Origin of the sequence: Cohnella mopanensis (genome assembly GCF_022352055.1) — a bacterium.
In the GTDB taxonomy this organism is placed as follows: Bacteria; Bacillota; Bacilli; order Paenibacillales; family Paenibacillaceae; genus Cohnella; species Cohnella mopanensis.
This window is the reverse complement of sequence record NZ_JAKRWM010000002.1, coordinates 153,887-177,244: the sequence shown is the minus strand read 5'-3', so window position 1 is coordinate 177,244 and position 23,358 is coordinate 153,887. Positions and strand designations below refer to the sequence as shown.

Genomic DNA, 23,358 nt, shown 5'->3' with positions numbered 1-23,358 from the left:
AGATTACCCTTGCTCCCGTACGTTCAGCTCGTTCTTGCCGACGAACAATTTGCATAGCTCGCTGGAGTAGGCCATCAGCCCGCCCGCTTGCGCGTCGCGCAAATGCCTCTCGAACGGTAGAGCCCGCGTGAACGCAAGGCCTCCCCCAACGCGAAGACCAAGATCCGCGGCGTCTTTGCCGATTTGGTTAGCCAATATTTTGGCTTCCATCGACACGACGATCGTTTGCTCGGATCCGGCATCCGCCAAATCCAGCAGATGCTCCGCCAACAGCTTAGCCGCCTTTAGCCTGACATGAATCTCGGCCGTTTCGTATTGAATCCATTGCACGTGGGACAATGGCTTGCCATCCGAAAGTTTCTTCCCTTGGGCTTGCGCTATCAGCGCATCGTATGCCGATTGGGCAATCCCTAGAGACAGCCAAGGGAGACCGAGAGCGATCAGATTCTGGCGGGTGGAAGCGACTTGGCCGAAGCGATTGTCGGCTCTCAGCCTCGTCTCGTTAAACCCGATCAGTTGGCTCCTCGTGCCTCGCATGCCTAACGCATCCCATATTTCGTGAATCTCGACCGTCTCGTCGCGCTCTACGCCGAAAAATGCGGGAGCGCCGTCGATGCTTACGTTAATTAGAAAAAAGTCAGCCCACTCCGAGCCGGATACGAACCTTTTGGCTCCGTCCAAGCTCCAGTCCCCGTCTCCGAGAGGCGTCGCCTCTTGAACGGGATTAAGGAACAGGTTCCCGGATGAAGGCTCGCTTAACGCATTCGCGAACCGTTTGCCTTGCTTCCATTGATGCAAATAATAATCCGATTTCTCGGGATTGGATAACGTAATGAGAGATTCCGCAGCGGAAGTGTTCATCAGCCATACGCAAGCCGTTGACGGGCATCCTCGCGCGATTTCAAAGACGATACGCCCGAACGTCGCGTACGAGATGCCCGCTCCGCCCTTCTCTTCCTGCAATATCGCCGTATCCAAGCCCCGCTCGAACAATAAACGCAGGTTATCCTTGGGCAGCTCTGCCTTTCTGTCCGTCTCGGCCGCCGATAGGGCAAACCGCGCCGACAACTCAACTGCCAGATCTATCCAGTATTGTTCCTTCGTTCTCGAAGTCAGGGTACTCATGAGCTCTCTTCCCTCCGTCATGCTTCCTCGTTATTTAGGCAAATACTCCGTAGTGAACGCTTCGTTCACGTCGACGTCTTTTTTGAGCAGGCCGACTTCGAGCAGTTGTTTCTTGTTTTCTTCCCAACGGGATTCCTTCATGACGCCGAAGCCTTCCGTTGCCGCGTCTCCGCCGGTTACGTAAGGTTTGTAGGCAATCGCCTGTTCGTTCATCGCCGCTACCGGGAGATCCTTGTTATCTTCGTTGATGCGTACATTGATTTCCTCGGCATGGTCGAAGTAATAGGCCCAGCCCTTCTTAACCGCTCTTAAATAGGCTTTAACGATTTCCGGGTTATTCTTCAGGAAGCTTTCCGAAGTAATGATCGTAATCTCGTAAGGATCGTAACCGGATTCGGACAATAAGAACGGCTCCGCCTCTATTCCTTGCTCTTTCAAAGTAATCGGCTCCGATGTCGCGAATCCGTGCAGGAGCGACGTCTTATCCGCTAAGAACCGTACGAGCGTACCGTCCGTCACTTGCTCTTTCAACTTCAGATTGTATTTCTTCTTCACGTACTCGTACGCCGGAACTCCCGGAACGAAGAACGCCGTACGGCCGTTCAAGTCTTCGAAAGTTTTAATATTCTGGTCCTTGTGGAAAATAAGCGCCTGCGGCGAGCTTTGCAGCACTCCCGCCACGGCGACGATCGGAAGGCCCTCTTCGCGGTTTTGCAATACCGTATCGGCTTTCGCGAATCCGAAATCCGCGTTTCCGGTCGCGACGATTTGTCTGCCGTTCACCTTAGGACCTCCGGATTTGATCGTGACGTCTAAGCCTTCTTCGGCGAAGTAACCTTTCACTAGAGCGGCATAATCGCCACCGTATTCCGGCTCGGCGAACCAGCCCAATTGAACGGTAACTTTGCGTAGCTCTTTAGCAGCTTCCTGTGAAGCGGATTCCGATGGGGACGCTGCTTCCGAAGGCTTCGAAGACTCGGATGCCGTCGCGGCCGCGTTATTCGATGCCTTGTTATTGCCGCATCCGGCTAAGACAACGACAGCCAATATAATCATTAAGAGGAATTTAATCGGAGTTTTCTTCATTTCTCATCTATCCTTTCGAATGGGGGTTATTTAGGTTAATCGATATCCGTCCTCAGCTCCGATTCGTGCCAGGAGCCGAGTAATTTACGGGAAAGAAAACTTACAAGCTGGTAGAACGCGATGCCGAGAAGCGATGCCATGAGGCCGCAAGCGAATAAATAGGGCGTCTGAATACGCATCGCCGCATAAGTGATCGCGTATCCGAGGCCTCCCTGACCGCCGCCGACGCCGGCGACGTACTCACCGACGATCGCGCCGATGACGCATAGAGAACAGGAGATTTTCAACCCTCCTACAATGTAGGGAAGAGCAGCCGGAATACGCAGCTTCCACATCGTCTGCCATTTCGACGCGTTATACAGATGGAATAAGTTTTTAAGGTTCTGATCCGTCGAGTTCAATCCGATCAAGGTGTTGGATAACATCGGACAGAATCCGATCAGGAATGCGATGATCACGATAGAGCGCAATCCGGCATCGAACCAAATAACGATTATGGGAGCCACCGCTACGATCGGAATCGTCTGCAAAATAATCGCGTACGGGTAGATGCTTCTCTCTATCATTTTGGAGCTTGCCAGCAGGATTGCGCCTAGAACGCCACCGATGACCGAGAAAAGGAAGCCGAGAATCGTTTCGAGCGTCGTCGTATAGACCGAGCCTAGCAAGCTTCTCCAATTGGAGCCGACCGCTTCGACGATATCCGACGGTTTGGGTAGCAGGTACGCCGGTATGCCGGCCTGACTAACGATGAGTTGCCATAAGCCGACGATAAGCACGAACGCGGCTATCGGAGGCAGCAAGCGGCTCAAGCTGCCGCTTCTAAGAGCGCTCATAGAGTTAGCCTCCTTTCGTTCGTAAAGTGTTTCGAGACGATCAATGTCTTAACGATTCGTTAACAAGGCTGACGTATCGGCTGAAATCCGGATGCTCGCGAAACCTCTCCCCGCGCGGATACGGAATGTCGATCGGGATCTCGGCGGAAATACGGCCCGGACGAGGTGTCATCACCATAATCCGATTGGACAAGTACACCGCTTCGAACGCATTGTGCGTGACGAACAGGATCGTCATTCGTTCCGTTTGCTGCCAAATCGTCAGCAATTCTTCTTGCAGCGTCTGTCTCGTAATTTCATCCAGAGCGCCGAACGGTTCATCCATGAATAGAATCCGAGGTTTAGCGACTAACGCCCGAGCGATCGATACGCGCATCTTCATTCCGCCGGATAGCTCTCGCGGCAGCGCCTTCGCGTAATCTTGCAAACCTACCAGCTGCAATACCCGCTCCGCTTCTTCAAGCTGCTGTTTACGGGGCTGCTTCCTAAGCTGCAGGGGCAACGCGATATTATCTCTAACGGAAACCCATGGCAGCAGCGTCGCTTCTTGGAACACGCAAGAGATCGAATTGCTTCTTCTCGCTTGTTCCGGCGTGCCTCCCAGAATTTCGATTTCACCCGAAGTTGGGCTCGATAACCCCGCCGACATTCGGAATATCGTTGATTTGCCGCAACCGGACGGTCCAACGAACGAAACGAATTGTCCTTCATGAATCCTTAAATCCGCTTCTTGGACGGCTACCGTTCCGTTTCGGTACGTTTTCGAAACTTTCTTCAGTCCAAGAACTTCCACTTTCGCACCACCCCTTGCCGACTACTGCGTTCTATACAATCAAGAGACTTCCAGTTTGTCTGGTCAGTGTTACGTCCATAAGCGATTCACGCTCGCCTCAGGATATTAGGAATCTTAATCCACTTAATTCCTATGTGTCAAGTAGGATTAATGCTTGAAATTCCCTTCTGCATGCACTAATATGAGGATAAAATCAGACTCGCGCTTCAATCTTCATTTGAAATTTGGACCAAGGAAAGGAAGATATAAATATGGCGACGACTACCCGCAGAAGATTCACGCCTCATCAGAAAGCGCTCATTATATCCCGACTTCTTGGGGAACAAATCACCATCTCCGAACTGGCGGAAGAGCATCGCATCCACCCTATTGTCCTAACCAGATGGAGGAATCATGCCGTGCAAAACTTGTCAAAGCTATTCGAGAACGACCACAAAAAGGCGGAGAAGCTGAAATCCGATTACGAACAACAAATCGTTGAAATGCAGGCCGAAATCGACCAACTGCGTTTACAACTCGACTGGCTGAAGCAAGCGACGATCTCCCGATTATCCAAAGAAGACCGCAACGAGTTCGTTAACAGAGACGAAACGAAACTCCCCATCCGTACGCAAACCGCTCTCCTCGGACTTAGTCGCTCAACCCTTTATTATCAGATGAACAATACATCGTCCCGCAAATCCAAATTCGTCGACTCTTTAAGCGAGATGAGACAGCTCCCTCTCTATCTGTTCGCAGGCTTAAGCATGGATCAGCCCAAGTCGACCCGTGAATCCGAAGTATCCAAACTTAAAATCCAGAACGGCTGGATGGACGTGTTCGGAGGGTACCATTGAAACTTATTTTTCGTGATTTCGTGTCCAATCCGAGCTCTCTTCCGAAAATAAAATACAACGTACGAAGCAACATTCGCTTAGAAAAAAATATTTTTAAATGATCGTCCAGAAACGAAAAAAAACCGGAAAGCCATTGGCCTCCGGTTTATCGTTATGAGTAAAATAATTAGGATACCGCGATCAATCGATTCACGTCTTTCACCAAGCTGTTGAATTCCAGCTCCTCGAACAGCGAGGAGATCTTCGTTTGGTCCGGCTGCCAGAAGCACTCCTCCGGCATACAGGAAACGGGCGCGTCGCAAGTAATCGTCGCTAACTCCCGGCAAAGATGCAGCATGTCGAGATCCGCTTCGATTTTGGCTTTTACGCCTTTAGGCAGCAAATGAAGATTATCCAAAATGCCTTCGATCGAACGATATTCGACTAATAGCTTGGTCGCCGTCTTCTCCCCGATCCCTTTGACTCCGGGATAATTATCCGAGGTGTCCCCGATGAGACCCTTCAGATCGATGAACTGCTTGGCGGTCAGTTGCTTTTCTTCCAATAACTTCTCGGAATCGTAGACCGCGTAGTTGGATGCGCCCTTTTTCATGATCACGACTTGCACGCGCTCGTCGACTAGCTGGAGCATATCGTGATCTCCGGTCAGCACGAACACTTCCATGTGCGCGCTTAATTGCTTCGACAATGTACCGATGCAATCGTCCGCTTCGTACCCTACCATGCCGATATTCGGAATATTCAACCCGCTAACGACTTCTTTCACCAAATCGAATTGGGGAATCAAATCCGCGGGAGCTTCGGGGCGATTGCCCTTATAATCCGCGAATTTATCCGTTCTGAACGTTTTGCTTCCCATATCCCAGCAACAAACGATATGCGTTGGATTGAAGGTTTTGCAGGCGTCCAGCAAATACTTCACGAAGCCGTATACCGCGTTAGTCGGCAAACCCGCTTTCGTTTTGCGGATATAGCCGCCATATGAATTGGCGAAGTATCCCCGGAATAACAATGCCATTCCGTCTACTAGCATGACTCTCTCTTCAGCCACATTTTTCCCTCCGTTCATTTGTCCGGTTGCGCCGTTCGAATGAATGCGCCGATCCGTTCCGCCGCTTCCAACAATACTGCTTCCGGCTCGACTAAAGCCAATCTTACGTAACCTTCTCCGCGCTCGCCGAACGCATTGCCCGGTATGGAAGCAACGCCCGTAGACGTAAGCAACGACTGCGAAAACGTCCGTGAAGACCACCCTTCCGGCACGCGAGCCCATAGGAACATCGTGGCGCCTGGCGAGGGGACTTCCCAGCCTTGACCGCGCAGCGCTTGGACGAATACGTCTCTGCGTCCTTCATATAAGCCGGCAATCGGCTTAGGATTGTGTATGTCCATCTCTAAAGCGGCAATCGCAGCTTCCTGCGCCCCTAGAAAAACGCCGAAATCAATGTTGTTCTTCAAAGCTCGTAAAGAGGACAACACGTCTCGGTTACCTACCGCGAATCCCAATCTCGTTCCGGCCAAGTGATACGATTTGGAGACGGAATGGAACTCTATCGCAATATCGATAGCACCCGGTATTTCGAGAACACTAGGCGGACGCAAGCCATCGAATGCCATCTCGCTGTACGCATTATCATGCACGAGCAACACCCCGTGCTTACGCGCGGTATGAACGGCGCGTTCGAAGAACGCCAAATCCGCCGTAGCCGACAATGGATTGCTCGGATAATTCAAAATCATGAATTTCACTTTATCCCATACCGCCTGAGGAACGGCATCGAAATCAGGTAAATATCCGTTCTCCTCGAGCAGTGGCAGAGGAATCGCTTCAACGCCGGCGACAGCCAATCCTGCCCCGTATACCGGATAACCCGGATCAGGCAGCAAAGCGGCATCTCCCGGATTGCTAATCGCTAGCGGCAGATGGGCTAGTCCATCTTGCGTTCCCATTAAGGACAGTACTTCCGTATTCGGATCTAATTGGACCCGAAACCGATGCTCGAACCACTTCGCAACCGTTTCTCTGAACGCCAGAGTCCCTTCGGTACCCGGATAACGGTACGTATCGGACCGAAGGCTTGCTTCCGCAAGAACGGCGCGCAGTTGCTGCTCGGGCGGTTGGTCCGGACTGCCGATATCCAAATTGATGACGGACAAGCCTCTGTCGCGCGCTTCCCGTTTCCACTCCGCCACTTCCGCGAATATCGCGGAACCTAATCGATCAAGGCGATCGGACCGAAATTGAAAGCTCTTCATAAAGTGTACCACATCGGACCGAAATCCTGTTCCCGGAAACCAATGGATACTTTGCTTCCGTTCGAGACGATCGGTCTCTTAATCAGCATGCCGTTAGAGGCAAGAAGATTGATCTTCTCCTCTTCCGACATCCCGGGTAGCTTATCCTTTAATCCCATTTCGCGATAAACCTCGCCCGAGACGTTAAACCATTTGCCGATCGGCAATCCGCTCAACGGGATTAGTTTCTTCAACTCTTCCGCGGTAGGAGGAGTCGTCTTAATATCTTGCAGCTCCAGCTCGTAGCCTTGTTGCTTCAAGGCTTTAATAGCGCTCTTGCAAGTGCTGCAAGTCGGCAAATGATACATCTTTAAGCGTACCGTCACGTTTAACAAACCCCTTTATTCTTGATCCGCGATCGTATTCAACTGTTGTTCCAACCTCTTCATATCCTCCGGCAGCTCCGCTTCCAGCTCCATGGCTTCGCCCGTAACCGGATGCTTGAAGCCAAGTCGGACAGCGTGCAGCGCTTGCCGATTAATGATCGGAGCCAAGTCGGCAGCCAGCTTCGTCTCGTTCCATTTCTCGATCGAATAGTAGCTATCTCCGATAATCGGGCACCCAATCGAGGTCATATGCACTCTGATCTGATGCGTTCTTCCCGTACCCAGACGAATATCTACCGCGCAAGCCTGATCGCCGTACAGTCGCGTAACGGCATAGAACGTCTGAGAAGGAGCCCCGTCGTCCCGTACGACGCGACGATGCGGATCTTCCGTTTGCCTGCCGATAGGCGCGTTAATCTCTCCCTCTATCGCGGGAGGTCGACCGTAGACGAACGTCCGGTACTGCTTCGTTACGGTCCCTTCCATCATTTGAGCGGACAATTGCTGCTGCGCCAGCGGATGCTTGGCGATAACGACTAATCCCGAAGTATGCTCGTCCAAGCGATGGACAGGGCGGAACCGGATACGTTCTCCGCGCTCCTGCCAATAATGCATGACTCCGTTAGCTAACGTATTCAAATAGTGTCCCGTCGTCGGATGCACGATAATGCCCGCCGGTTTGTTCAATACGAGCAGATGATCATCCTCGTACACGATATTCAGCTCCATCGGTTGCGGGAGAATCGTCTCCGATTGTTCCGTTTCCATGCGAAGGCTGATGACATCTCCCTCGGAAATCGTATGGTTCGGCCATACCTTCTGCCCGTTAACGGACAACCCCTCATCCGAAGTTTTCAAACGAACCATGAGCCGTCGCGATATGCCGATCCGCTTGCGCAGAACGTCCCGCAATTTTCGGCCTTCATCGGATGCGGTAGCGACATACTCGATGGGAGCGTAATAATCGCCATTCCCCTCATGTTCGGTATTCGTTTCTATGCCGTTCTCTATCGTCATGAATCAAGACCTCCGGCGAAACACGGGCGCACCGCGCTCGTACTCGACGTCAAGCAGCCCCAACCGGGCATTCGCGACTCTGGCAACGGTGAAGAAAAAATCAGACAACCGGTTTAAGTATTTGCGAACCTCGTCCGGACACTCTTGCTCGGACGACAAGGTCACTACCCTTCTCTCCGCACGGCGGCATACGGTGCGACATACGTGCAGCAATGCGGCAGCTTCGCCGCCGCCGGGCAATATGAACCTCGTAATCGGCGGCGTTTGCGCTTCGTACGTATCGATCCAGCCCTCCAGACGTTCCGTCATCGCCGGCGTGACCTTCATTTTCTCCGGTTCCGGATTCGCGTAACAAAGATCGGAGCCGCAATCGAACAGCTCGTGCTGAATAAGCGTAAGATGCTCCAGCAGATCATCCCAATTGGCCGTTGTTTCCCGGGCCAATACGGATGCTGCTTGACCGACGAAGCTATTCAACTCGTCAATCGTCCCGTAGGCCTCAACTCGCGTATCATCTTTTTTTACGCGCCCGCCGATGACTGATGTTTTCCCTTCATCACCGGTCCGAGTATATATTTTCATCCCGTACATTCCTCCGTTTCAATCGATAACCTTTCACTTCCGTAGCCATTCCCGCCGTCATACGGTACAACGTAGTGCCGGCATCCAATAACACGCGGTTCGCGGCAGCTAAGCGATAGCTAAATTCCCGTTCCCGCGAACTCATGGATAATCCCGACAAAGTGTCTTCCGTAACGATGATGACTTTACCTTCAAACGATAGAATGGCCGCCATCACCTCTTGCCACTCGGCATCGATTCGGTCCCCTGCGTTCGCAGCGTCCGGCTCGACTCGACCATACAATCCGCGCAGCCAGCCGGATAAGCTATCTATTACGATTACGCGACGATCCGCCCGAAAAAAATTGGATTCCAGATTGATGGCATTCAGCTTGTTCGCCAAAGCCTCGTCCGCATCCGAATAAGTCCAAAGAAATTCGGAATACCCAGATTCGCCAAGCTTCTTCGCATTTACCTGATCCTCCGGAAAAGGAGGGCACGACAGCCAAATGCCTTCATGGCCTACGGTATTCGCCAATTCATCCGCGAACGCCGTTTTGCCGGTTCCGATTCCCCCGGTTATTAACCATAGCATTGTCCTGCCCCCTCCCCTCTCCATACGTATGCTAACTATAGCACAAACGCAATCCCCCTCTAAAGCAAAAAAAAGAGGCCGGCGAACGAATCACCGAACCCTCTCCCGACTCAAGAGTGCTTGTTTCATATATTCGTTAATTTTAAGATCCAGCTGTCGACTTAGCTCCATGACTGAATCGGCGATTAAGGAATGCTCCTGCAGGAATGTTTCTGTCATTGCCTTGCGTAACCTATAAATTTCTTCCACTAAATCCGCCTCCCTGTCCGGGAAATGAGAAATGATGGAGGTATCGGCGTTTAAAGACGACAAAGGTATGGAATTATGTTCTGCCGCAGCCATGTACGTTCCCCCTTCTCAAGACGAAAAATCGATATTCAGCGGGTTGAAAACCATGGTAATTATAGCAAAACATAATTAAAAAGAACACCTTTTTCGAAATATTGGAATTTTTATTCCATGCTTCTCAGGAAAGTGTTGATCCGCTCCAAGGCTTCCGTCAGCTGCGAGACTGACGTTGCGTAACAACAACGAAGAAAACCTTCTCCGCCTTTGCCGAATACGTGACCCGGAACCGCCGCGACTTTAGCCTCCAATAGCAATCTCTCCGCGAATTGCTCCGAGGTTAAGCCCGTGGAGCGAACGGAAGGGAACGCATAGAACGCGCCTTGCGGCTCGTGACACTCGAGCCCCATTTCACGGAAGCCTTGCACGACGAGACGCCGTCTTTGGTTATACGATTCCATCATGCGGTCTTTCTCTTCCAGACCGCCTTTGGTCAAAGCTTCCAACGCGGCCACTTGCCCCATTGTCGGTGCGCACATGATCGTGTACTGATGAATTTTGAGCATCGCGCTTATCAGGTCGGGATGGCCACACGCGTAGCCCATTCGCCAACCGGTCATGGCGAACGCTTTAGAGAACCCGCTAACCAGAATCGTCCGATCCTTCATTCCCGGTAACGAAGCAAAGCTGGAATGCTTGCCGTTGAACGTCAATTCCGCGTAGATCTCATCGGAAATGACGATCAGATCGTTCTCTTCCACGATCTTGGCGATCGGCAGCATTTCTTCGTAGGTCATTATCGCGCCGGTAGGGTTGCTCGGGTAACAAAGTACGAGAATTTTGGATTTAGGCGTAATGGCCGCTTGCAGGCTTTCCGCGGTGAGCTTGAATTGGTCGTCCGCGAAAGTCTCGATGCCTACCGCTACTCCGCCGCTTAACGATGTAATCGGAGAATAGGAAATATAGCAAGGTTCGGGAACGAGAATCTCGTCGCCCGGCTCGATTAGCGCGCGAAGCGCAAGATCGATTCCTTCGCTGCCCCCCACCGTTACGATCATTTCCTTAGCGGGATCATAAGTCAATTGGAACTGATTATATAAGTATTGTCCGATCGCTTCGCGCAGCTCTAACATCCCCGCGTTTGGCGAATATTGCGTCTTCCCTTTTTCCAGGGAATATACCGCGGCGTCCCTAACCCGCCATGGGGTTACGAAGTCGGGCTCGCCAACCCCAAGCGTGATGATGTCTTTATCTTTGCTGGCGCTAACCAGATCAAAGAAGCGCCGAATTCCCGAAGGCGGAATCGCGCGCGCGTGCGCGGCTAAATGGTGTTGCATGCCGCTCCGTTGACGCTCGATCTGTTCGGTTTGCGGCTTTTCCTCATCTTTTATCATGGGGCATTCTTCCTTTACGATGGACTACGAATGGATTTATGGAGAAACGAGTAGACGATGGTCGTCTTCGAATTCTTCGAAAATAATGCCATCCTGTTTATATTTCTTAAGAATAAAGAAGCTCTTCGTGGCGATGACCGATTCGATCGTAGATAGTTTGTTGGAAACGAAGGAGGCAACCTCTTTCAGATTTTTCCCTTCGATCTCGACAAGCAGGTCATAGGCGCCGGACATTAAATAAACGGATTTGACTTCCGGATACAAATAAATGCGTTCCGCGATACTCTCGAAGCCGCGGCCTCTCTCAGGCGTACACTCCACCTCGATTAGCGCCGTTACCTTCTCGTCATCCACCTTGCTCCAGTTGATTACTGTCGCGTACTTGACGATGACGTGGTCCTGCTCCATCTCCGCGATCGCTGCGGAAACGCTCGCTTCCTCTGCGCCCAACATTGTTGCGATGGTTGCGGCAGACAAACGGGCATCTTCCTTGAGCAGATCCAAGATGCTTAATTTGAATTCGTTCATCATGATCCCTCCTGAATTACTCTACATCATACATCAAAAACAGGCCATGTGAAAAGTTAATTCGGCTCGCCGGCCAAAAAATCCCCGTATCGGCAATCGCTGCCAATCGGGGAGGGGAGATGACTCGTTTGCTTAACAGCTATTGATAGGCAGGCATAGATGGATTAGTTGCCGAATTCGGAGGGATCGCGCTTTGCGACATTTGGGCTTGCTGCACGAACTGGGACGTTTTCTGCTGCGTTTGCTGGTATTGTTTCAGTTGCTTATCGATCTCCGGCTTCAATGCCGGAGAGGAAGCGTTGTACATATTATTTTGCGACATTGCGGTATAAAGCTCCCCTTGCAACGTCAAGGTACTGTTCAGCAACTGGGTGAACATCTGGCGGAGATCCGGACATACGCATTCCGTGGCTGCTGTCGCATATTCGCGCGTTACCCTCTTGAGATCCGATAAAATCGTCGATGCCATGTCCTCGTCTGTTAATGTCGGTTTGTTGAACATGCTTATCCTCCTTTAGGATTGGGGTTGGGCGGGAGCTATCGATTGATGCTGTTGCAGTGCGTTCAGCAGCGTTCCATATTGTTGCGTGTGCACGTCGACCATGTGGGAACACGCTTGCTGAAGCTGTACGTTCGTCATCGTAGCGGCCGCTACCGCGCATTGCTTGATAAGCAAGTCTTCGTTGGACATCGAGTCGGCGATGTATTCCAATTCCTTAGCTGTCATTGCTTGCATACCCGGAATTCCCTCCTAGACGTTCGTTTGGACATCAGGTGATAGTCTGCCATGACAGGCTTCGGGTTATTCGCCCGGTGAACGACAAAGAAACATCCGCGTCTTCATTCGCGGATGTTTCCGATGGTTCAAATCCAAGCCGTTAAGCCGGCCTTTTAGAAAATATCCATACTGAGATAACGTTCTCCCGTATCGGGAGCGATGCACAACACTCTTTTTCCCTTACCTAAACGTCTAGCGATCTGAATTGCCGCCCAGACGGAAGCTCCCGAGGACGGACCGACCAATATACCTTCCTCGCGGGCAAGACGTCTCGTCGTCTCTAACGCATCGTCGTCCGACACTTGAATGATTTCGTCGTATACGGAAGTATTCAGAATGGCCGGAACGAAACCCGGACTTGTACCGACCAGCTTATGCGAACCCGGCTGGCCGCCGGATAACACCGGAGAGCCTGCCGGCTCGACGACCGCTACGTAAAGATGCGGAAGCTTGGCTTTAAGCACTTCGCCGGTTCCGGTTATCGTCCCGCCGGTTCCCGACGTCGCAACGAAAGCATCCAACTGGCCTCCCGTTTGCTCGATAATCTCCAACGCCGTCGTCGTTCGATGAATATCCGGATTTGCCCTATTCTCGAACTGATTCGGCATATAACTGCCCGGATTGTCGGCGATAATCTGGCGGGCTTTGGCAATCGCGCCCGGCATACGTTCCGCGGCCGGCGTCAGAACAACTTCCGCACCGTAAGCGCGGAGAAGAGATATTCGCTCAGCCGTCATATTGTCGGGCATAACGAGAATGAGCCTGTAGCCTTTGGCTGCCGCGTACATCGCTAGTCCGATGCCCGTGTTGCCGCTAGTCGGTTCAACGATCAAGCTTCCGGGAACGATCAGCCCGCGTGCTTCCGCGTCGATCAGCAATCCGGAAGCGGCGCGATCTTTAACACTGCCGCTTGGATTCATTTTCTCCAACTTAACGAAAACTTGCGCGTCTTCGGGTCCCGTAAGCCGTTGCAACTGAACAGCCGGCGTATCCCCGATCAAATCGATAACAGATTGAACGATTTTTGTCATGCTTTAGTATTCCTCCGGGTATCCTGCCGCCGCGCGCTTAAACGCCGCACAACCTGCTGGCGATGCGAATCGCCTAAGAAGCTCTGCGTCGTAAAGCAGGATGGACAAACGTATAACGTCAAAGAAAAAGGTGCCTCTAAGACAGCGTCACCCAATGCCTCCGTTACATGAGGGCGAAACTGATCGGCAGCCACCCGTTGCTCTCCGGCTTCGATCATATACTCCCTGCATAGTGGACATTCCGGCACGAGTTCTTGTTCGTTCAGCAGCAATTCTACCGTTTCCTCGAATTGTATGAGCTCGTCATCCGATTCGATTAACGCTTCTTCTTCCACCCAGCTAATGTCTTCGTCGGCTTCGTCGGGAGATGTCCACGCGGAATCTTCATCCAACTCTTCCTCGTCGTCATCCTCATCCTCGCTACCGCCGATATTCAGCTTTAACGTGCGATAGCCCTCTAACTCGTTGTCGCATACCGGACAATATTTTTCGGGCTCTTGGCCCTCCTCTTGAATGATCTCGCTTTGACACCAAGGACAAATTACTGCACTCATTGCGGTTTATACCCCTCTCCAATAGATGATGCCGATTACGATGAATAAAATAGCCAACGCTAGCAACGTTCCCCACAAATACTTCACGATTCATTCCTCCGATTAAATAACAGCCGCTCCGATAATATAGGAGAGCGATACGGACAACACTAGAGCCAGAAACCCGACTGCGCGATTATCTTTCTCGATCTCCTCGTCAATCCGGAATACAGGGGTTAAAAATTCAAATAAGAAATAAGCGACCAGAAGCAGAACGAAACCGATCGCAGCCCACATCAGGCTATGGTATATCGTATCGTTGGATTCAATCGAAAACCTAAAGATATTACATATCCCGAATATTTTCCCGCCAGTCGCCATCGCAACCGATAAATTTCCTTTACGAATTTCGCGCCAGCTATCGTATTTCGTTACCCACTCAAAACAGGACAGAAAAACGATAAGCGCCAATATTCCTACGGAAAAATAAGCAAGCACCGCAAAAAATGGGTGGGACATTAAGGAATCGACCATGCCCTTCACAACTTACGACCTCCCGTTAATGAAGCTCGGCCACGGAAACCCCCGCGCCGCCTTCCCCGAATTGGCCTAACCTGTAGCTCTTCACATGTTTATGCCTCCGCAGGAAATCTTGAATTCCCGTCCTCAGAGCCCCGGTTCCTTTGCCGTGTATGATATATACCTGCCCCAAGTTGGATAGAAAGGCTTCATCCAGAAACTGATCCACTTCCATGATCGCTTCGTCCAGCATCATCCCGCGCAAATCAAGCTCCGACCGGATATTCTCGTCCCTGGAGCGTTTGACGATCGTCGTATGCGCGGCAGGAGCTTTGTTTGAAACCGCTTTGCGCATGGGCTCCAAATCCGCGAGCGACACTTTCATCTTCATGATGCCGAGCTGCACGATAGCTTCGGAATTGCCCGTCAATTCGACGACATGGCCCTTCTGGCCGCCTAAGCTGTGAACTTTCACTTCGTCGCCTGCCACAATTTTAGCGGATTTCGCTGCTGAAGCCTTGTTCGGTTTGGCAACCGGCGAAGGTACAGCGTCTTCTAACTTGCGCCGAGCTTCGATCAGCTTGTGCTCCTTAACCGACGCTCCTTCTTCCATAGCTAGGCGACGCAAATCGGATATAATTTCCTCGGCTTCGCGCTTAGCTTTGGCAATTGCTTGCCGAGCGTCCTCTCGGGCGCTCTCTAATAGCTTCGCTTTTTGCTCTTCCAGCTTAAAGCGCTCATCCTCGATCTCTTTCTGAAGCTTTTCGACGTCGCGGCGAAGCCTTTCGGCGGTTTGACGCTCCGCTTGCGCGCGAAGGCGATCCTCTTCCAAAGAAGCGATCATCGAATCCACCTTCAGTTCATCTTCGCTGACTTCGCCCCGTGCGTGATCGATGATGCTTTTCGGCAAGCCGAGCTTCTCCGCAATGGCGAATGCGTTGCTTCGCCCGGGAACGCCGATAAGCAGTCGGTAAGTCGGACGTAACGTCGCCACGTCGAATTCCATGCTCGCATTGATGATTCCGCTGCGATTGTATGCGTAAGCCTTCAGCTCGCTGTAGTGGGTAGTAGCGATGAGACGGCAACCTAATTTCTGAAGGTGCTCTAGAATAGCGATCGCCAGAGCCGAACCTTCCGCCGGATCGGTACCCGCTCCTAGCTCGTCGAGTAGCACTAAGCTACGGTTCGTGACTTGCCCGAGCATCGAGATCAGATTGGTCATATGGCTGGAAAACGTACTTAAGTTTTGCTCGATGCTCTGCTCATCGCCGATATCCGCATAGATCCCGTCGAACACGCATAAACGGCTGCCATCCTCTGCTGGAATAAACAAACCGGACATCGCCATCAGGCTAAGCAAGCCTATCGTTTTTAACGACACGGTTTTACCACCGGTATTGGGTCCCGTTACGATGATGGAAGTGTATTGTTCGCCAAGCTCCATATCGATCGGAACCGCCTGCTTGATATCGATCAGCGGATGGCGTGCTTTCCGAAGTAACAGACGTCCGTCGTCGTTCATTTCCGGGAGCGTCGCGGATAACGCATGGGCCAATGCCGCCTTGGCAAAAATAAAATCGATCAAGCCCAAAATTTCCGCATCGCCGGTCAACAAATCCGCACGTTCCCCGGTCTGCTCGGTCAAATTGCGCAAAATGCGCTCTACTTCGTTCTGCTCCTTGATTTTCAGTTCCCGTAGCTTGTTATTCATCTGTACGACCGCTTCCGGTTCGATGAACAACGTAGCTCCGCTTCCGGACTGATCGTGCACAATACCTCCGAAATGCGCACGGTACTCTTGCTTAACCGGAATAACATAACGATCGTTGCGCATCGTAATGAGGGCATCTTGAAGCATTTTCTGAACCGAATTAGAGCGAACGAGACTTTCCAACTTCTCGCGTGCCCGTCCGGCATTGATTCGAATATCTCTTCTGACGGAGGCGAGTTCGGGGCTTGCCGAATCCAATACTTCGCCTTGTTCATCGATGCAACGGCGTATTTCGTCCTCCAGCGCCTTGAAATCGGTCAACGGCTCGCAGAGATCGCTTAGCAGAGGAAGCTCGGTTTCTTCGCCAGCCGATGCGATAAAACGGGTTAAACGTCGGGAACCCATAATGAATTGGGCAACCTCCATCAATTCGGGAGGTTGCAATATCCCTTGCAGCTTCGCTCGGTACAACGAAGATCGTATATCCGTTATTCCTCCGAATGGCGGCGTTCCTTTGAACATGACGGAACGAACCGCTTCATCCGTTGCGGCCAAACGCCGTTCGACGATAGGCAACTCGCGGGACGGAGAAAGCTTCTCCGCTTCTTCCCTGCCGAGGCTTGTCGAAGTTAGTCCAATGAGCCGTTGGATGATTTTATCATATTCCAATGTATGTAAGGCCTTGTCGTTCACGGCGAAATTCATCTCCTTCGCCTTATATTATAGCCGAATCGATCAATCTTGCGAAACCTTCCACTCATATGGTTTAAAACTAAGGATACACTAACACTCAAGGAGGTCGATAAGATGAGTTTTCTAGGTACAGTCGTTCGCTTTATCGTCTCGGCCATTGTCTTAATGGTCGTGAGCTGGCTGGTGCCCCAATTTACGGTGGGCGGATTCTGGAGCGCTCTCATGCTCGCGGTCGTCATAGCCGTATTGGGTTGGATCATCGAAGGAATTTTCGGCAAGAAGGTAACGCCGTTCGGACGGGGAATCGTTGGATTCCTCAGCAGCGCGCTCGTGATTTGGTTAGCGCAATTTGTAGTAGGCCACGTCCATGCTTCCGTCATCGGCGCTTTGCTTGCGGCGCTCGTGATCGGGATTATCGATCTTTTCATTCCGGTGGCCACGCCGTACGAAGCCGGCCATCGCAGACGTGCCTAAACCAATCTGCAAGTGAATAAGAACCATGCCAATCACCTCCTTGCCTAAATCGCAGGGAGGTGATTTCCGTTTATTTCTTTCATTATGATAATGTCATTTTTCCGACATGGGTTACGAAGTTGATCCAGCTGTACATATGGTACAATATTGCTCGTCAGGGGTCGGATCATTGAATCCCGCTGATTAATATGAAGGTTGGAGGGAATTGAATTGCAAAGAAAAATCGCGTATTTTCTAACCCTAACAGCATTGGTGCTCGCGCTTTCGGCGTGCGGCGGCAACAAGAAAGATACAGAAGGAAACAGCGCTCCATCGCCTGCTGAATCCGCTTCGACGGAAGTTGTCATCAAAGCGAGCAGTTGGGAATTCGATCAGGCGGAATATGCCCTTCCTAAGGATACTCCCGTTAAATTAACGGTAGAAAACTTAAGCGGCGCCCACGGAATCGAAATCATCGGTCAAGACATTACCATTCGCGGCAACAAGTCGGAAATCGTCACATTACCCGCGGGTACCTACGAATTCAAATGTAACATCATGTGCGGCAACGGCCACGGCAAAATGAAAGCGAAACTTGTCGTTAGCTAATCAAAGTACAATGGTAAAGAGGCTATCCCCCTGCAAGAACATGGGGATAGCCTTTTTTGTGAAGCCTTTGGTTGATCTCGCGTTTTAGAGACCAGCCGCAGCGACTTTAGTCGGTTTTTGCGACTATAACGTGGTGGTGCTCGGTTCACTCGCCGTTATAGTCGCTTTTTGCGACTTTAACGCGGCCATGCTCCGTTCACTCGCCGTTATAGTCGGTTTTTGCGACTTTAGCGCGGCCGTGCTCCGTTCACTCGCTGTTATAGTCGGTTTTTGCGACTATAACGTGGTCATGCTCGGTTTATTCGCGGTTATAGTCGGTTTTTGCGACTATAACCCGCGTTTGATTCGAATGTTCTTATTCTTGCTCCAACAGATCGATCCACTCGTTGTATTCGCTCTGCAGCTTCGCGTATTCGGTGCTTAGCGTGGAATGCTCCTGCTTAAGCTCCTCAAGCTCCGCCTGCAAGCGATCTCCGCGCGCGGCTTGCTCGCGCAGATTTTCCAGCGAGGCGGAAGCTTCCGCCTCGCGAACAGGCGCGGCCGCGGCTTCCGCCAGCGCCGCTTCAAGCTCGCTCTCCGCGCGCTGCGCAGCTTCGCGCAACCCCGCCTCCGCCTCGCCAAGCTCGGCGATGCGAGCTTCCAGCGCCGCCGTCCGCTCAACGGCGGCGCGTTGCTCTTGCTGCGCTAACGCTACGCTCGCTTGCAATTCCTTCATCGAATCGCTCCACGCTTTCTCCCAATCATCTCGCTCGCTTAGCTGACGGGCTAGCTCTTCACGCTCCTGTTCAAGCTTAGCGAGAGCTGATGCATGCGCGTCTAACTTCTCCGATGTTTGGGCTTCGACCAATTGCAGCATTTCCTGTTGTTCGACAACGGTCCGACGCTGGTCGTCCGCTTCCCTTGCCCAGTGCTCGACGTCGCTCTCTAGTTGTCCGCGCTGTTGCTGCCATTCCCGTTCTTTTGCTTGCAAAGCTTCTCTTTCGTTTTTTAGAGCTTCAAGCTTGGATTCGACTTGTTCAAGCTCTTCGGAATACATCGTTTCGATTTCTTTGATTTCCGCTGTCGATTTATCCCGTAGCAGTTGAATTTCAGCTTCCAATTTGCTCTTATTCGCTTCTTTCTCAGCTAGGCGTTGGCTTTCGATAGCTTCGACTTCCACCTTCTGATGGTTCGCCAGCTCTTCCATCTCGGCTAATCTTGCGAGATTTAGCCGCTCGATCTCCGTAGCGTGAGCTTTGTCCCGTTCCGCGGATTCTTCGGAATAACGAGCAATCAATTGCGTGATTTCATCGGATTGCTTCAAGCTTAAATTTTCTAGCTCCGACACTAAGTTTGCCTCGAGCTCCTGTTGCTTCGACAGCCAATGCGCCTTCTCTTCGACAAGCTGATCAACCAGCTTTACGACTTCCACTTTGACATCCTGCAATTCCGATGCCGCCTGCGCCTTTGTACTTTCAAGCTCTTCGGCGAATTGCGCCCTTGCGCTTTCCAGTTCCTGCGCAGCCGCGGCCCTAACTTGTTCGGCTTCCGCTTGCGCCTGCGCTTTCGCGCTTTCGAGCTCGCTGGCCGCTTGCGCCATTACCGATTCAAGCAGCTCGGACGATTCGGATTTCAATAGTTCGAGCTCGCCGAACACTTGGTTGAAATGCAGTTTAGCCGCTTCTCTTTCGCTTTCGAACTCCGAAGTCAACCGTAGTTTAACGGATTCTAGCTCACTCCGGGCCCGCTCTCTCTCATTTTCCAATTGTTCGGCGGAATCTCGGTTCAAGTTCTCCAATTCTTCGGTTGCTATCGCTTTGGCAAACTCGAGTTCGTCGGCAAATTGGGCTTTCGCTTCTTCTATTTCGGTCGTTGCCTTAAGTTTTAGACGTTCTAGTTCCTCTGCCTTCTGGGCTTTAACGAATTCCAGTTCTTCCGCCAACTGCGCTTTTCTGCTTTCGAACTCCGCTGTCAGTTGGGCTCGCAGTGACTCCAACTCTTTCCCCGTCCGAATTTTCGCGTTTTCAAGATCAGTGGCCGACTTCGCCTTCAAGCTTTCCAGCTCGGTCGCCTTCTGAGCCTTGACGGAGTCCAGCTCGGTCGTCTTCTTCTCGAGCAGCGCTATGGCGAAATCGGACTCTTCCATTAGCTTCGCTTTCTCGGTTTCCAGCTCCTCGAACCGAGCTTTCGCCTCATCAAGTTCCGCAGCCCCGCGAGCCTTTTCATTCTCTAGCTCCTCCAGAGACTTGAGCTCCAGCCTTTCCAGCTCTTCAAGCGACTTCGCCTTTAGAACCTCCAACTCTTCATGAGACTTCGCTCTCAACACTTCCAGCTCTGCGTCTGCTTGTGCTCTTAAGCTTTCCAATTCTTCCGCAGACTTCGCTTTGAAACTTTCCAGCTCTTCCGTAGACTTCGCCTTCAAGCTCTCGATTTCTTCCGCTTTCTGAGCTTTGACAATCTCTAGTTCTTCCGTAACCTGCTCTTTCACGAAAGCAAGCTCTTGCGCCGTTTCTATCTTCAAGCTTTCAAGCTCTTCGATTTTGCCTTTATATTCGAATTCCGCCTTCGTCAACTGCTCATTTTCCCTACGCAGGCGCATCAGCTCATCGCCGACGTTCACGGCTGCGAGAACAGCCAATTTCGGTAAATCCAAGCGGGGGGACCCGCTATTAATCTTGCTCATCTGCTCGTTAACCAGAGCGGCGACCCGTCTCATGTGATCGGTACTGGTGTGACCCGTTAGCGTATATTGCGTTCCATATATGTCAACGGTCACACGCGTCTTGTCGTTAGCCTGCACAGCGTGATCCTCCCATTGCGTCCATAGTTATGTATTACCCTTTCAAACCAAACAAAAGCAGCGATCCATCCACGCCAGTCGGCGTCTAGATGTATTCGCTGCCTCCCTTACTGTTTCCTGCCTATTTACGAAGTTCCGCGCCGAAAGATTGTTCCAATTGAGTTAATACCCGGGCATGCGTTTCCGTGACTTCCTCATCTGTCAAAGTACGTTCCCCGTGACGATAGACTAACGCCAATGCAACGCTTTTCTTATCGTTGCCGATTCGTTCTCCCGTATAAACGTCGAACACTTTGACCGATTCCAACAATTCGCCTGCCGAAGCGACGATGGCAGCCGTCAACGCTCCGCCGGCTACGCCGCGATCGACCACGACTGCGATATCCCGCTCCATTGCCGGATAACGAGGCAATGTGCGATATTCGATACGGCGATCTGCGTATTCATAGATCGAAGCGAGCTCCAGCTCGGCTACGTACGTATCCGGCAGATCAAAATCGCGTTGCAATTCAGGATGCAATTGTCCAACGTATCCGATCGTTTCTTCTCCGCGTTCCGTATGGATCGTAATCGTTGCCGTTCTTCCCGGATGGAAGCCGGCAGGCTGAGCAGCCGCGTACGCGATGATTCCGGAAAGCCCTAACCGTTCGAATAGTTTTTCCAAGACGCCTTTAGCATCGTAGAAATCGACCGGCTCGGCGGAGCGGTTCCAGCTTGCGGAACGACGATTTCCGCTTAACAACAAAGAAAGTCGAGGCTTTTCCTGTGGCAGGCGCGTCAGCACTTCCTCATCGGAAAGATACACGTTACCGATTTCGAATAACGCCAGTTCGTTATTTTTGCGGGACAAATTGTAGGCAGCCGCATCGAGCAAGCTTGGGATCAAGTTCGTCCGCAAGACGCTGCGCTCCTCGCTCATCGGCATCGCGAGCGGGATCGGCTTCGTTTCGCCCGAGAGTTCTTTGTACAAAGTCGTTCTTTGCACGGACGTAACCGAATAACAGATCGTTTCGTGTAATCCGGCTCCTGTCAGAACCGACCGCAATTCCCTGCGAATAGCCTGCGGTTTCGTTAAGGCCCCAGCAGTGGTCGCGCCTTCGATCAATGTCGTCGGAATTTCGTCGTAACCATGCAATCGAGCCACTTCCTCGATCAAGTCGACGTCTCGGGTAATATCACCGCGACGCGAAGGAATCGATACGTTCCATACTCCATCGCCATTCACTTCCGCCGGGAAGTTCAGCCGGGAGAAGATCGTCTTGATCTCCAGCTTCGAGAGCTCCGTTCCAAGCATCCCGTTAATTCGGTCAAGCGAGATTTCAACGTTCACCGGTTGTTGAACGGATACGTCCGCTTCTACGACTCCTTCCGTGACAAGACCTTCGGCATAACGCGCGATCAAGCCCGCCGCACGATCAAGGGCATCCCTAACCCGCGCAGGATCGACTTCTTTCTCGAACCGCGCGGATGCTTCAGAACGCAGTCCCAATTGCCGCGACGTACGGCGAACCGTTCCGCCATCGAACTTAGCGGATTCGAGGATAATGTCCGTCGTCTCCGACGAGACTTCAGAATTCGCTCCGCCCATTACTCCGGCTAGAGCAATTGCCTTTTCCGCGTCGGCGATGACGAGCATCTGCGGCTCTAATTTGCGCTCTTGATCGTCAAGCGTAACGAGCACTTCGCCAGGCTGCGCCAGACGAACGTCGATACGCCCTTCCGCTACTTTGGCCGCATCGAAGGCATGAAGCGGTTGGCCGTATTCCAGCATGACATAGTTCGTAATATCGACGATATTGTTAATCGGGCGTACTCCTGCCGCGATCAAACGATTTTGTATCCATTGCGGCGCAGGAGCAATCTTAACTCCTTTAATGTAACGCGCGGCGTACAGGGAGCAATGCTCTTTCGCGCTGATCGTAACGCGGACATGATCGGAAGTCCTATCGGAAGTCGGATAAATATCCTTCTTCGGTTCAGGCAGATTCAAAGGACGTCCCGTCAGTGCCGCAACCTCGTAAGCGACTCCAAGCATGCTAAGGCAATCCGAACGGTTAGGCGTAAGATCCAATTCGAGGATCGAATCGTTCAACGCGAGCACATCCAGAATATCCCGTCCGATTTCCGTATCGGCAGGAAGGATCAAAATTCCTTCTTGCTGTTCTTTCGGTAACAGCTTGTCGTTAATGCCCAGCTCGCGGGCGGAACAGATCATTCCTTGCGATTCGACGCCGCGAAGCTTCGCGCGTTTAATGTCCAACCCGCCAGGCAGCTTCGCGCCGACCATCGCAACCGGAACCTTCATATCCGCGCCAATATTGGCGGCGCCGCATACGATTTGCAGATCCTCTCCGGTTCCGGCATCAATCGTACAGACGCTTAGCTTATCCGCGTCGGGGTGCTTTTCCCTTGTTTTCACATAACCGACGACTACGCCGCTAACTCCCGCGTTTCGCGAAGGTACGGAATCGATCTCGATCCCGCCTCTCGTCATCATTTCCGCCAATTCCTGGGCGGCAATGCCGCTTAAATCAATATAATCGGATAACCACCGATAAGATACGTTCATGGGAAA

At 51.8% G+C, this 23,358-nt stretch carries 24 protein-coding genes; 3 read left to right on the top strand and 21 right to left on the bottom strand.

All coding sequences use genetic code 11. The features are described 5' to 3' along the window. Positions 1–3: 3 nt before the first annotated feature. Genes L3D05_RS04975 through L3D05_RS04960 form a run of 4 tightly spaced genes read right to left on the bottom strand, consistent with a single transcriptional unit; the run spans position 4 to position 3,840 of the window. On the bottom strand, positions 4–1,125 hold the full coding sequence (locus L3D05_RS04975; protein ID WP_239614907.1) for an acyl-CoA dehydrogenase family protein: 1,122 nt from the start codon (positions 1,123–1,125) through the stop codon (positions 4–6). Between the two features lie 30 nt (positions 1,126–1,155). Continuing rightward, positions 1,156–2,211 (bottom strand): ABC transporter substrate-binding protein, encoded by a 1,056-nt coding sequence (locus L3D05_RS04970; RefSeq protein WP_239614906.1) that lies wholly within the window; start codon positions 2,209–2,211, stop codon positions 1,156–1,158. 35 nt (positions 2,212–2,246) lie between these two features. Continuing rightward, a complete protein-coding gene (locus tag L3D05_RS04965) occupies positions 2,247–3,047 on the bottom strand; it encodes an ABC transporter permease (RefSeq protein WP_239614905.1) in 801 nt (266 codons plus the stop codon). 40 nt (positions 3,048–3,087) lie between these two features. Beyond that, entirely contained in the window at positions 3,088–3,840 is a 753-nt protein-coding gene (locus L3D05_RS04960) for an ABC transporter ATP-binding protein (protein ID WP_239614904.1), read from the bottom strand. A gap of 251 nt (positions 3,841–4,091) precedes the next feature. Between L3D05_RS04960 and L3D05_RS04955 the strand changes: the two genes are divergently transcribed. Beyond that, a complete protein-coding gene (locus L3D05_RS04955) occupies positions 4,092–4,676 on the top strand; it encodes a transposase (RefSeq protein ID WP_239614903.1) in 585 nt (194 codons plus the stop codon). A 166-nt stretch (positions 4,677–4,842) separates the two neighbouring features. Here the strand turns inward: L3D05_RS04955 and L3D05_RS04950 are convergent, their stop codons facing one another. The 15 genes from L3D05_RS04950 to L3D05_RS04880 form a co-directional block, all read right to left on the bottom strand. Beyond that, entirely contained in the window at positions 4,843–5,745 is a 903-nt protein-coding gene (locus L3D05_RS04950) for a 5'-3' exonuclease (protein WP_255807327.1), read from the bottom strand. Then, positions 5,742–6,932 carry an aminotransferase class I/II-fold pyridoxal phosphate-dependent enzyme gene (locus L3D05_RS04945; RefSeq protein WP_239614901.1) on the bottom strand — a complete coding sequence of 397 codons (1,191 nt, stop codon included), beginning with the start codon at positions 6,930–6,932 and terminating at the stop codon, positions 5,742–5,744. Before L3D05_RS04945 ends, L3D05_RS04950 begins: the two co-directional genes overlap by 4 nt. Then, complete coding sequence (locus L3D05_RS04940) at positions 6,929–7,279, bottom strand: Spx/MgsR family RNA polymerase-binding regulatory protein (protein ID WP_239615342.1); 351 nt, start codon at positions 7,277–7,279, stop codon at positions 6,929–6,931. The genes L3D05_RS04945 and L3D05_RS04940 overlap by 4 nt, the downstream gene beginning before the upstream one ends. A 33-nt stretch (positions 7,280–7,312) precedes the next feature. Continuing rightward, complete coding sequence (locus tag L3D05_RS04935; RefSeq protein ID WP_239614900.1) at positions 7,313–8,314, bottom strand: RluA family pseudouridine synthase; 1,002 nt, start codon at positions 8,312–8,314, stop codon at positions 7,313–7,315. 3 nt (positions 8,315–8,317) lie between these two features. Then, a complete protein-coding gene (locus tag L3D05_RS04930; RefSeq protein ID WP_239614899.1) occupies positions 8,318–8,896 on the bottom strand; it encodes a cob(I)yrinic acid a,c-diamide adenosyltransferase in 579 nt (192 codons plus the stop codon). Beyond that, the gene (locus L3D05_RS04925; protein WP_239614898.1) at positions 8,871–9,470 is read right to left on the bottom strand and encodes a bifunctional adenosylcobinamide kinase/adenosylcobinamide-phosphate guanylyltransferase; all 600 of its coding nucleotides are present in this window, start codon (positions 9,468–9,470) and stop codon (positions 8,871–8,873) included. Before L3D05_RS04925 ends, L3D05_RS04930 begins: the two co-directional genes overlap by 26 nt. Positions 9,471–9,560: 90 nt before the next feature. Next, positions 9,561–9,812: an aspartyl-phosphate phosphatase Spo0E family protein gene (locus L3D05_RS04920; RefSeq protein WP_239614897.1), complete on the bottom strand. Its 252-nt coding sequence runs from the start codon at positions 9,810–9,812 to the stop codon at positions 9,561–9,563. 110 nt (positions 9,813–9,922) lie between these two features. Next, complete coding sequence (locus L3D05_RS04915) at positions 9,923–11,149, bottom strand: aminotransferase class I/II-fold pyridoxal phosphate-dependent enzyme (RefSeq protein WP_305037404.1); 1,227 nt, start codon at positions 11,147–11,149, stop codon at positions 9,923–9,925. A 36-nt stretch (positions 11,150–11,185) separates the two neighbouring features. Beyond that, positions 11,186–11,677 carry an Lrp/AsnC family transcriptional regulator gene (locus tag L3D05_RS04910; protein ID WP_239614896.1) on the bottom strand — a complete coding sequence of 164 codons (492 nt, stop codon included), beginning with the start codon at positions 11,675–11,677 and terminating at the stop codon, positions 11,186–11,188. Between the two features lie 139 nt (positions 11,678–11,816). Then, positions 11,817–12,179: a spore coat protein gene (locus tag L3D05_RS04905; RefSeq protein ID WP_239614895.1), complete on the bottom strand. Its 363-nt coding sequence runs from the start codon at positions 12,177–12,179 to the stop codon at positions 11,817–11,819. A 12-nt stretch (positions 12,180–12,191) separates the two neighbouring features. Continuing rightward, positions 12,192–12,413, bottom strand: coding sequence for a hypothetical protein (locus L3D05_RS04900; RefSeq protein WP_239614894.1), 222 nt, complete (start codon positions 12,411–12,413; stop codon positions 12,192–12,194). A gap of 155 nt (positions 12,414–12,568) precedes the next feature. After that, positions 12,569–13,486, bottom strand: coding sequence for a cysteine synthase A (cysK, locus tag L3D05_RS04895; protein ID WP_239614893.1), 918 nt, complete (start codon positions 13,484–13,486; stop codon positions 12,569–12,571). After that, positions 13,483–14,040, bottom strand: coding sequence for a hypothetical protein (locus L3D05_RS04890; protein WP_239614892.1), 558 nt, complete (start codon positions 14,038–14,040; stop codon positions 13,483–13,485). The genes cysK and L3D05_RS04890 overlap by 4 nt, the downstream gene beginning before the upstream one ends. A gap of 102 nt (positions 14,041–14,142) precedes the next feature. Next, on the bottom strand, positions 14,143–14,553 hold the full coding sequence (locus tag L3D05_RS04885) for a DUF350 domain-containing protein (protein WP_255807381.1): 411 nt from the start codon (positions 14,551–14,553) through the stop codon (positions 14,143–14,145). Positions 14,554–14,578: 25 nt separating this feature from the next. Continuing rightward, positions 14,579–16,942 carry an endonuclease MutS2 gene (locus L3D05_RS04880; RefSeq protein WP_239614890.1) on the bottom strand — a complete coding sequence of 788 codons (2,364 nt, stop codon included), beginning with the start codon at positions 16,940–16,942 and terminating at the stop codon, positions 14,579–14,581. 114 nt (positions 16,943–17,056) lie between these two features. On the opposite strand from L3D05_RS04880, the gene L3D05_RS04875 reads away from it, so the two are divergent. Together L3D05_RS04875 and L3D05_RS04870 are read left to right on the top strand one after the other, a co-directional pair. Continuing rightward, positions 17,057–17,416, top strand: a complete 360-nt coding sequence (locus tag L3D05_RS04875) for a phage holin family protein (protein WP_239614889.1) — start codon at positions 17,057–17,059, stop codon at positions 17,414–17,416. A gap of 210 nt (positions 17,417–17,626) precedes the next feature. After that, positions 17,627–18,004: a cupredoxin domain-containing protein gene (locus L3D05_RS04870; protein ID WP_239614888.1), complete on the top strand. Its 378-nt coding sequence runs from the start codon at positions 17,627–17,629 to the stop codon at positions 18,002–18,004. Between the two features lie 355 nt (positions 18,005–18,359). Here the strand turns inward: L3D05_RS04870 and zapA are convergent, their stop codons facing one another. Both zapA and pheT read right to left on the bottom strand, forming a co-directional pair. Next, entirely contained in the window at positions 18,360–20,783 is a 2,424-nt protein-coding gene (zapA, locus tag L3D05_RS04865) for a cell division protein ZapA (protein WP_239614887.1), read from the bottom strand. A gap of 121 nt (positions 20,784–20,904) precedes the next feature. Beyond that, positions 20,905–23,352, bottom strand: a complete 2,448-nt coding sequence (gene pheT / locus L3D05_RS04860; RefSeq protein ID WP_239614886.1) for a phenylalanine--tRNA ligase subunit beta — start codon at positions 23,350–23,352, stop codon at positions 20,905–20,907. Positions 23,353–23,358: the final 6 nt, after the last annotated feature.

What these genes read in the sequence shown, in the direction of transcription:
- pheT (WP_239614886.1), bottom strand. Translation starts at nt 23,352, where the DNA reads ATGAACGTATCTTATCGGTGGTTATCCGATTATATTGATTTAAGCGGC.
- L3D05_RS04945 (WP_239614901.1), bottom strand. Translation starts at nt 6,932, where the DNA reads ATGAAGAGCTTTCAATTTCGGTCCGATCGCCTTGATCGATTAGGTTCC.
- L3D05_RS04885 (WP_255807381.1), bottom strand. Translation starts at nt 14,553, where the DNA reads ATGGTCGATTCCTTAATGTCCCACCCATTTTTTGCGGTGCTTGCTTAT.
- L3D05_RS04900 (WP_239614894.1), bottom strand. Translation starts at nt 12,413, where the DNA reads ATGCAAGCAATGACAGCTAAGGAATTGGAATACATCGCCGACTCGATG.
- L3D05_RS04930 (WP_239614899.1), bottom strand. Translation starts at nt 8,896, where the DNA reads ATGAAAATATATACTCGGACCGGTGATGAAGGGAAAACATCAGTCATC.
- L3D05_RS04875 (WP_239614889.1), top strand. Translation starts at nt 17,057, where the DNA reads ATGAGTTTTCTAGGTACAGTCGTTCGCTTTATCGTCTCGGCCATTGTC.
- L3D05_RS04910 (WP_239614896.1), bottom strand. Translation starts at nt 11,677, where the DNA reads ATGAACGAATTCAAATTAAGCATCTTGGATCTGCTCAAGGAAGATGCC.
- L3D05_RS04975 (WP_239614907.1), bottom strand. Translation starts at nt 1,125, where the DNA reads ATGAGTACCCTGACTTCGAGAACGAAGGAACAATACTGGATAGATCTG.
- L3D05_RS04935 (WP_239614900.1), bottom strand. Translation starts at nt 8,314, where the DNA reads ATGACGATAGAGAACGGCATAGAAACGAATACCGAACATGAGGGGAAT.
- L3D05_RS04940 (WP_239615342.1), bottom strand. Translation starts at nt 7,279, where the DNA reads ATGTATCATTTGCCGACTTGCAGCACTTGCAAGAGCGCTATTAAAGCC.
- L3D05_RS04965 (WP_239614905.1), bottom strand. Translation starts at nt 3,047, where the DNA reads ATGAGCGCTCTTAGAAGCGGCAGCTTGAGCCGCTTGCTGCCTCCGATA.
- L3D05_RS04915 (WP_305037404.1), bottom strand. Translation starts at nt 11,149, where the DNA reads ATGATAAAAGATGAGGAAAAGCCGCAAACCGAACAGATCGAGCGTCAA.
- L3D05_RS04920 (WP_239614897.1), bottom strand. Translation starts at nt 9,812, where the DNA reads ATGGCTGCGGCAGAACATAATTCCATACCTTTGTCGTCTTTAAACGCC.
- L3D05_RS04970 (WP_239614906.1), bottom strand. Translation starts at nt 2,211, where the DNA reads ATGAAGAAAACTCCGATTAAATTCCTCTTAATGATTATATTGGCTGTC.
- cysK (WP_239614893.1), bottom strand. Translation starts at nt 13,486, where the DNA reads ATGACAAAAATCGTTCAATCTGTTATCGATTTGATCGGGGATACGCCG.
- L3D05_RS04955 (WP_239614903.1), top strand. Translation starts at nt 4,092, where the DNA reads ATGGCGACGACTACCCGCAGAAGATTCACGCCTCATCAGAAAGCGCTC.
- L3D05_RS04950 (WP_255807327.1), bottom strand. Translation starts at nt 5,745, where the DNA reads ATGAACGGAGGGAAAAATGTGGCTGAAGAGAGAGTCATGCTAGTAGAC.
- L3D05_RS04890 (WP_239614892.1), bottom strand. Translation starts at nt 14,040, where the DNA reads ATGAGTGCAGTAATTTGTCCTTGGTGTCAAAGCGAGATCATTCAAGAG.
- L3D05_RS04905 (WP_239614895.1), bottom strand. Translation starts at nt 12,179, where the DNA reads ATGTTCAACAAACCGACATTAACAGACGAGGACATGGCATCGACGATT.
- L3D05_RS04925 (WP_239614898.1), bottom strand. Translation starts at nt 9,470, where the DNA reads ATGCTATGGTTAATAACCGGGGGAATCGGAACCGGCAAAACGGCGTTC.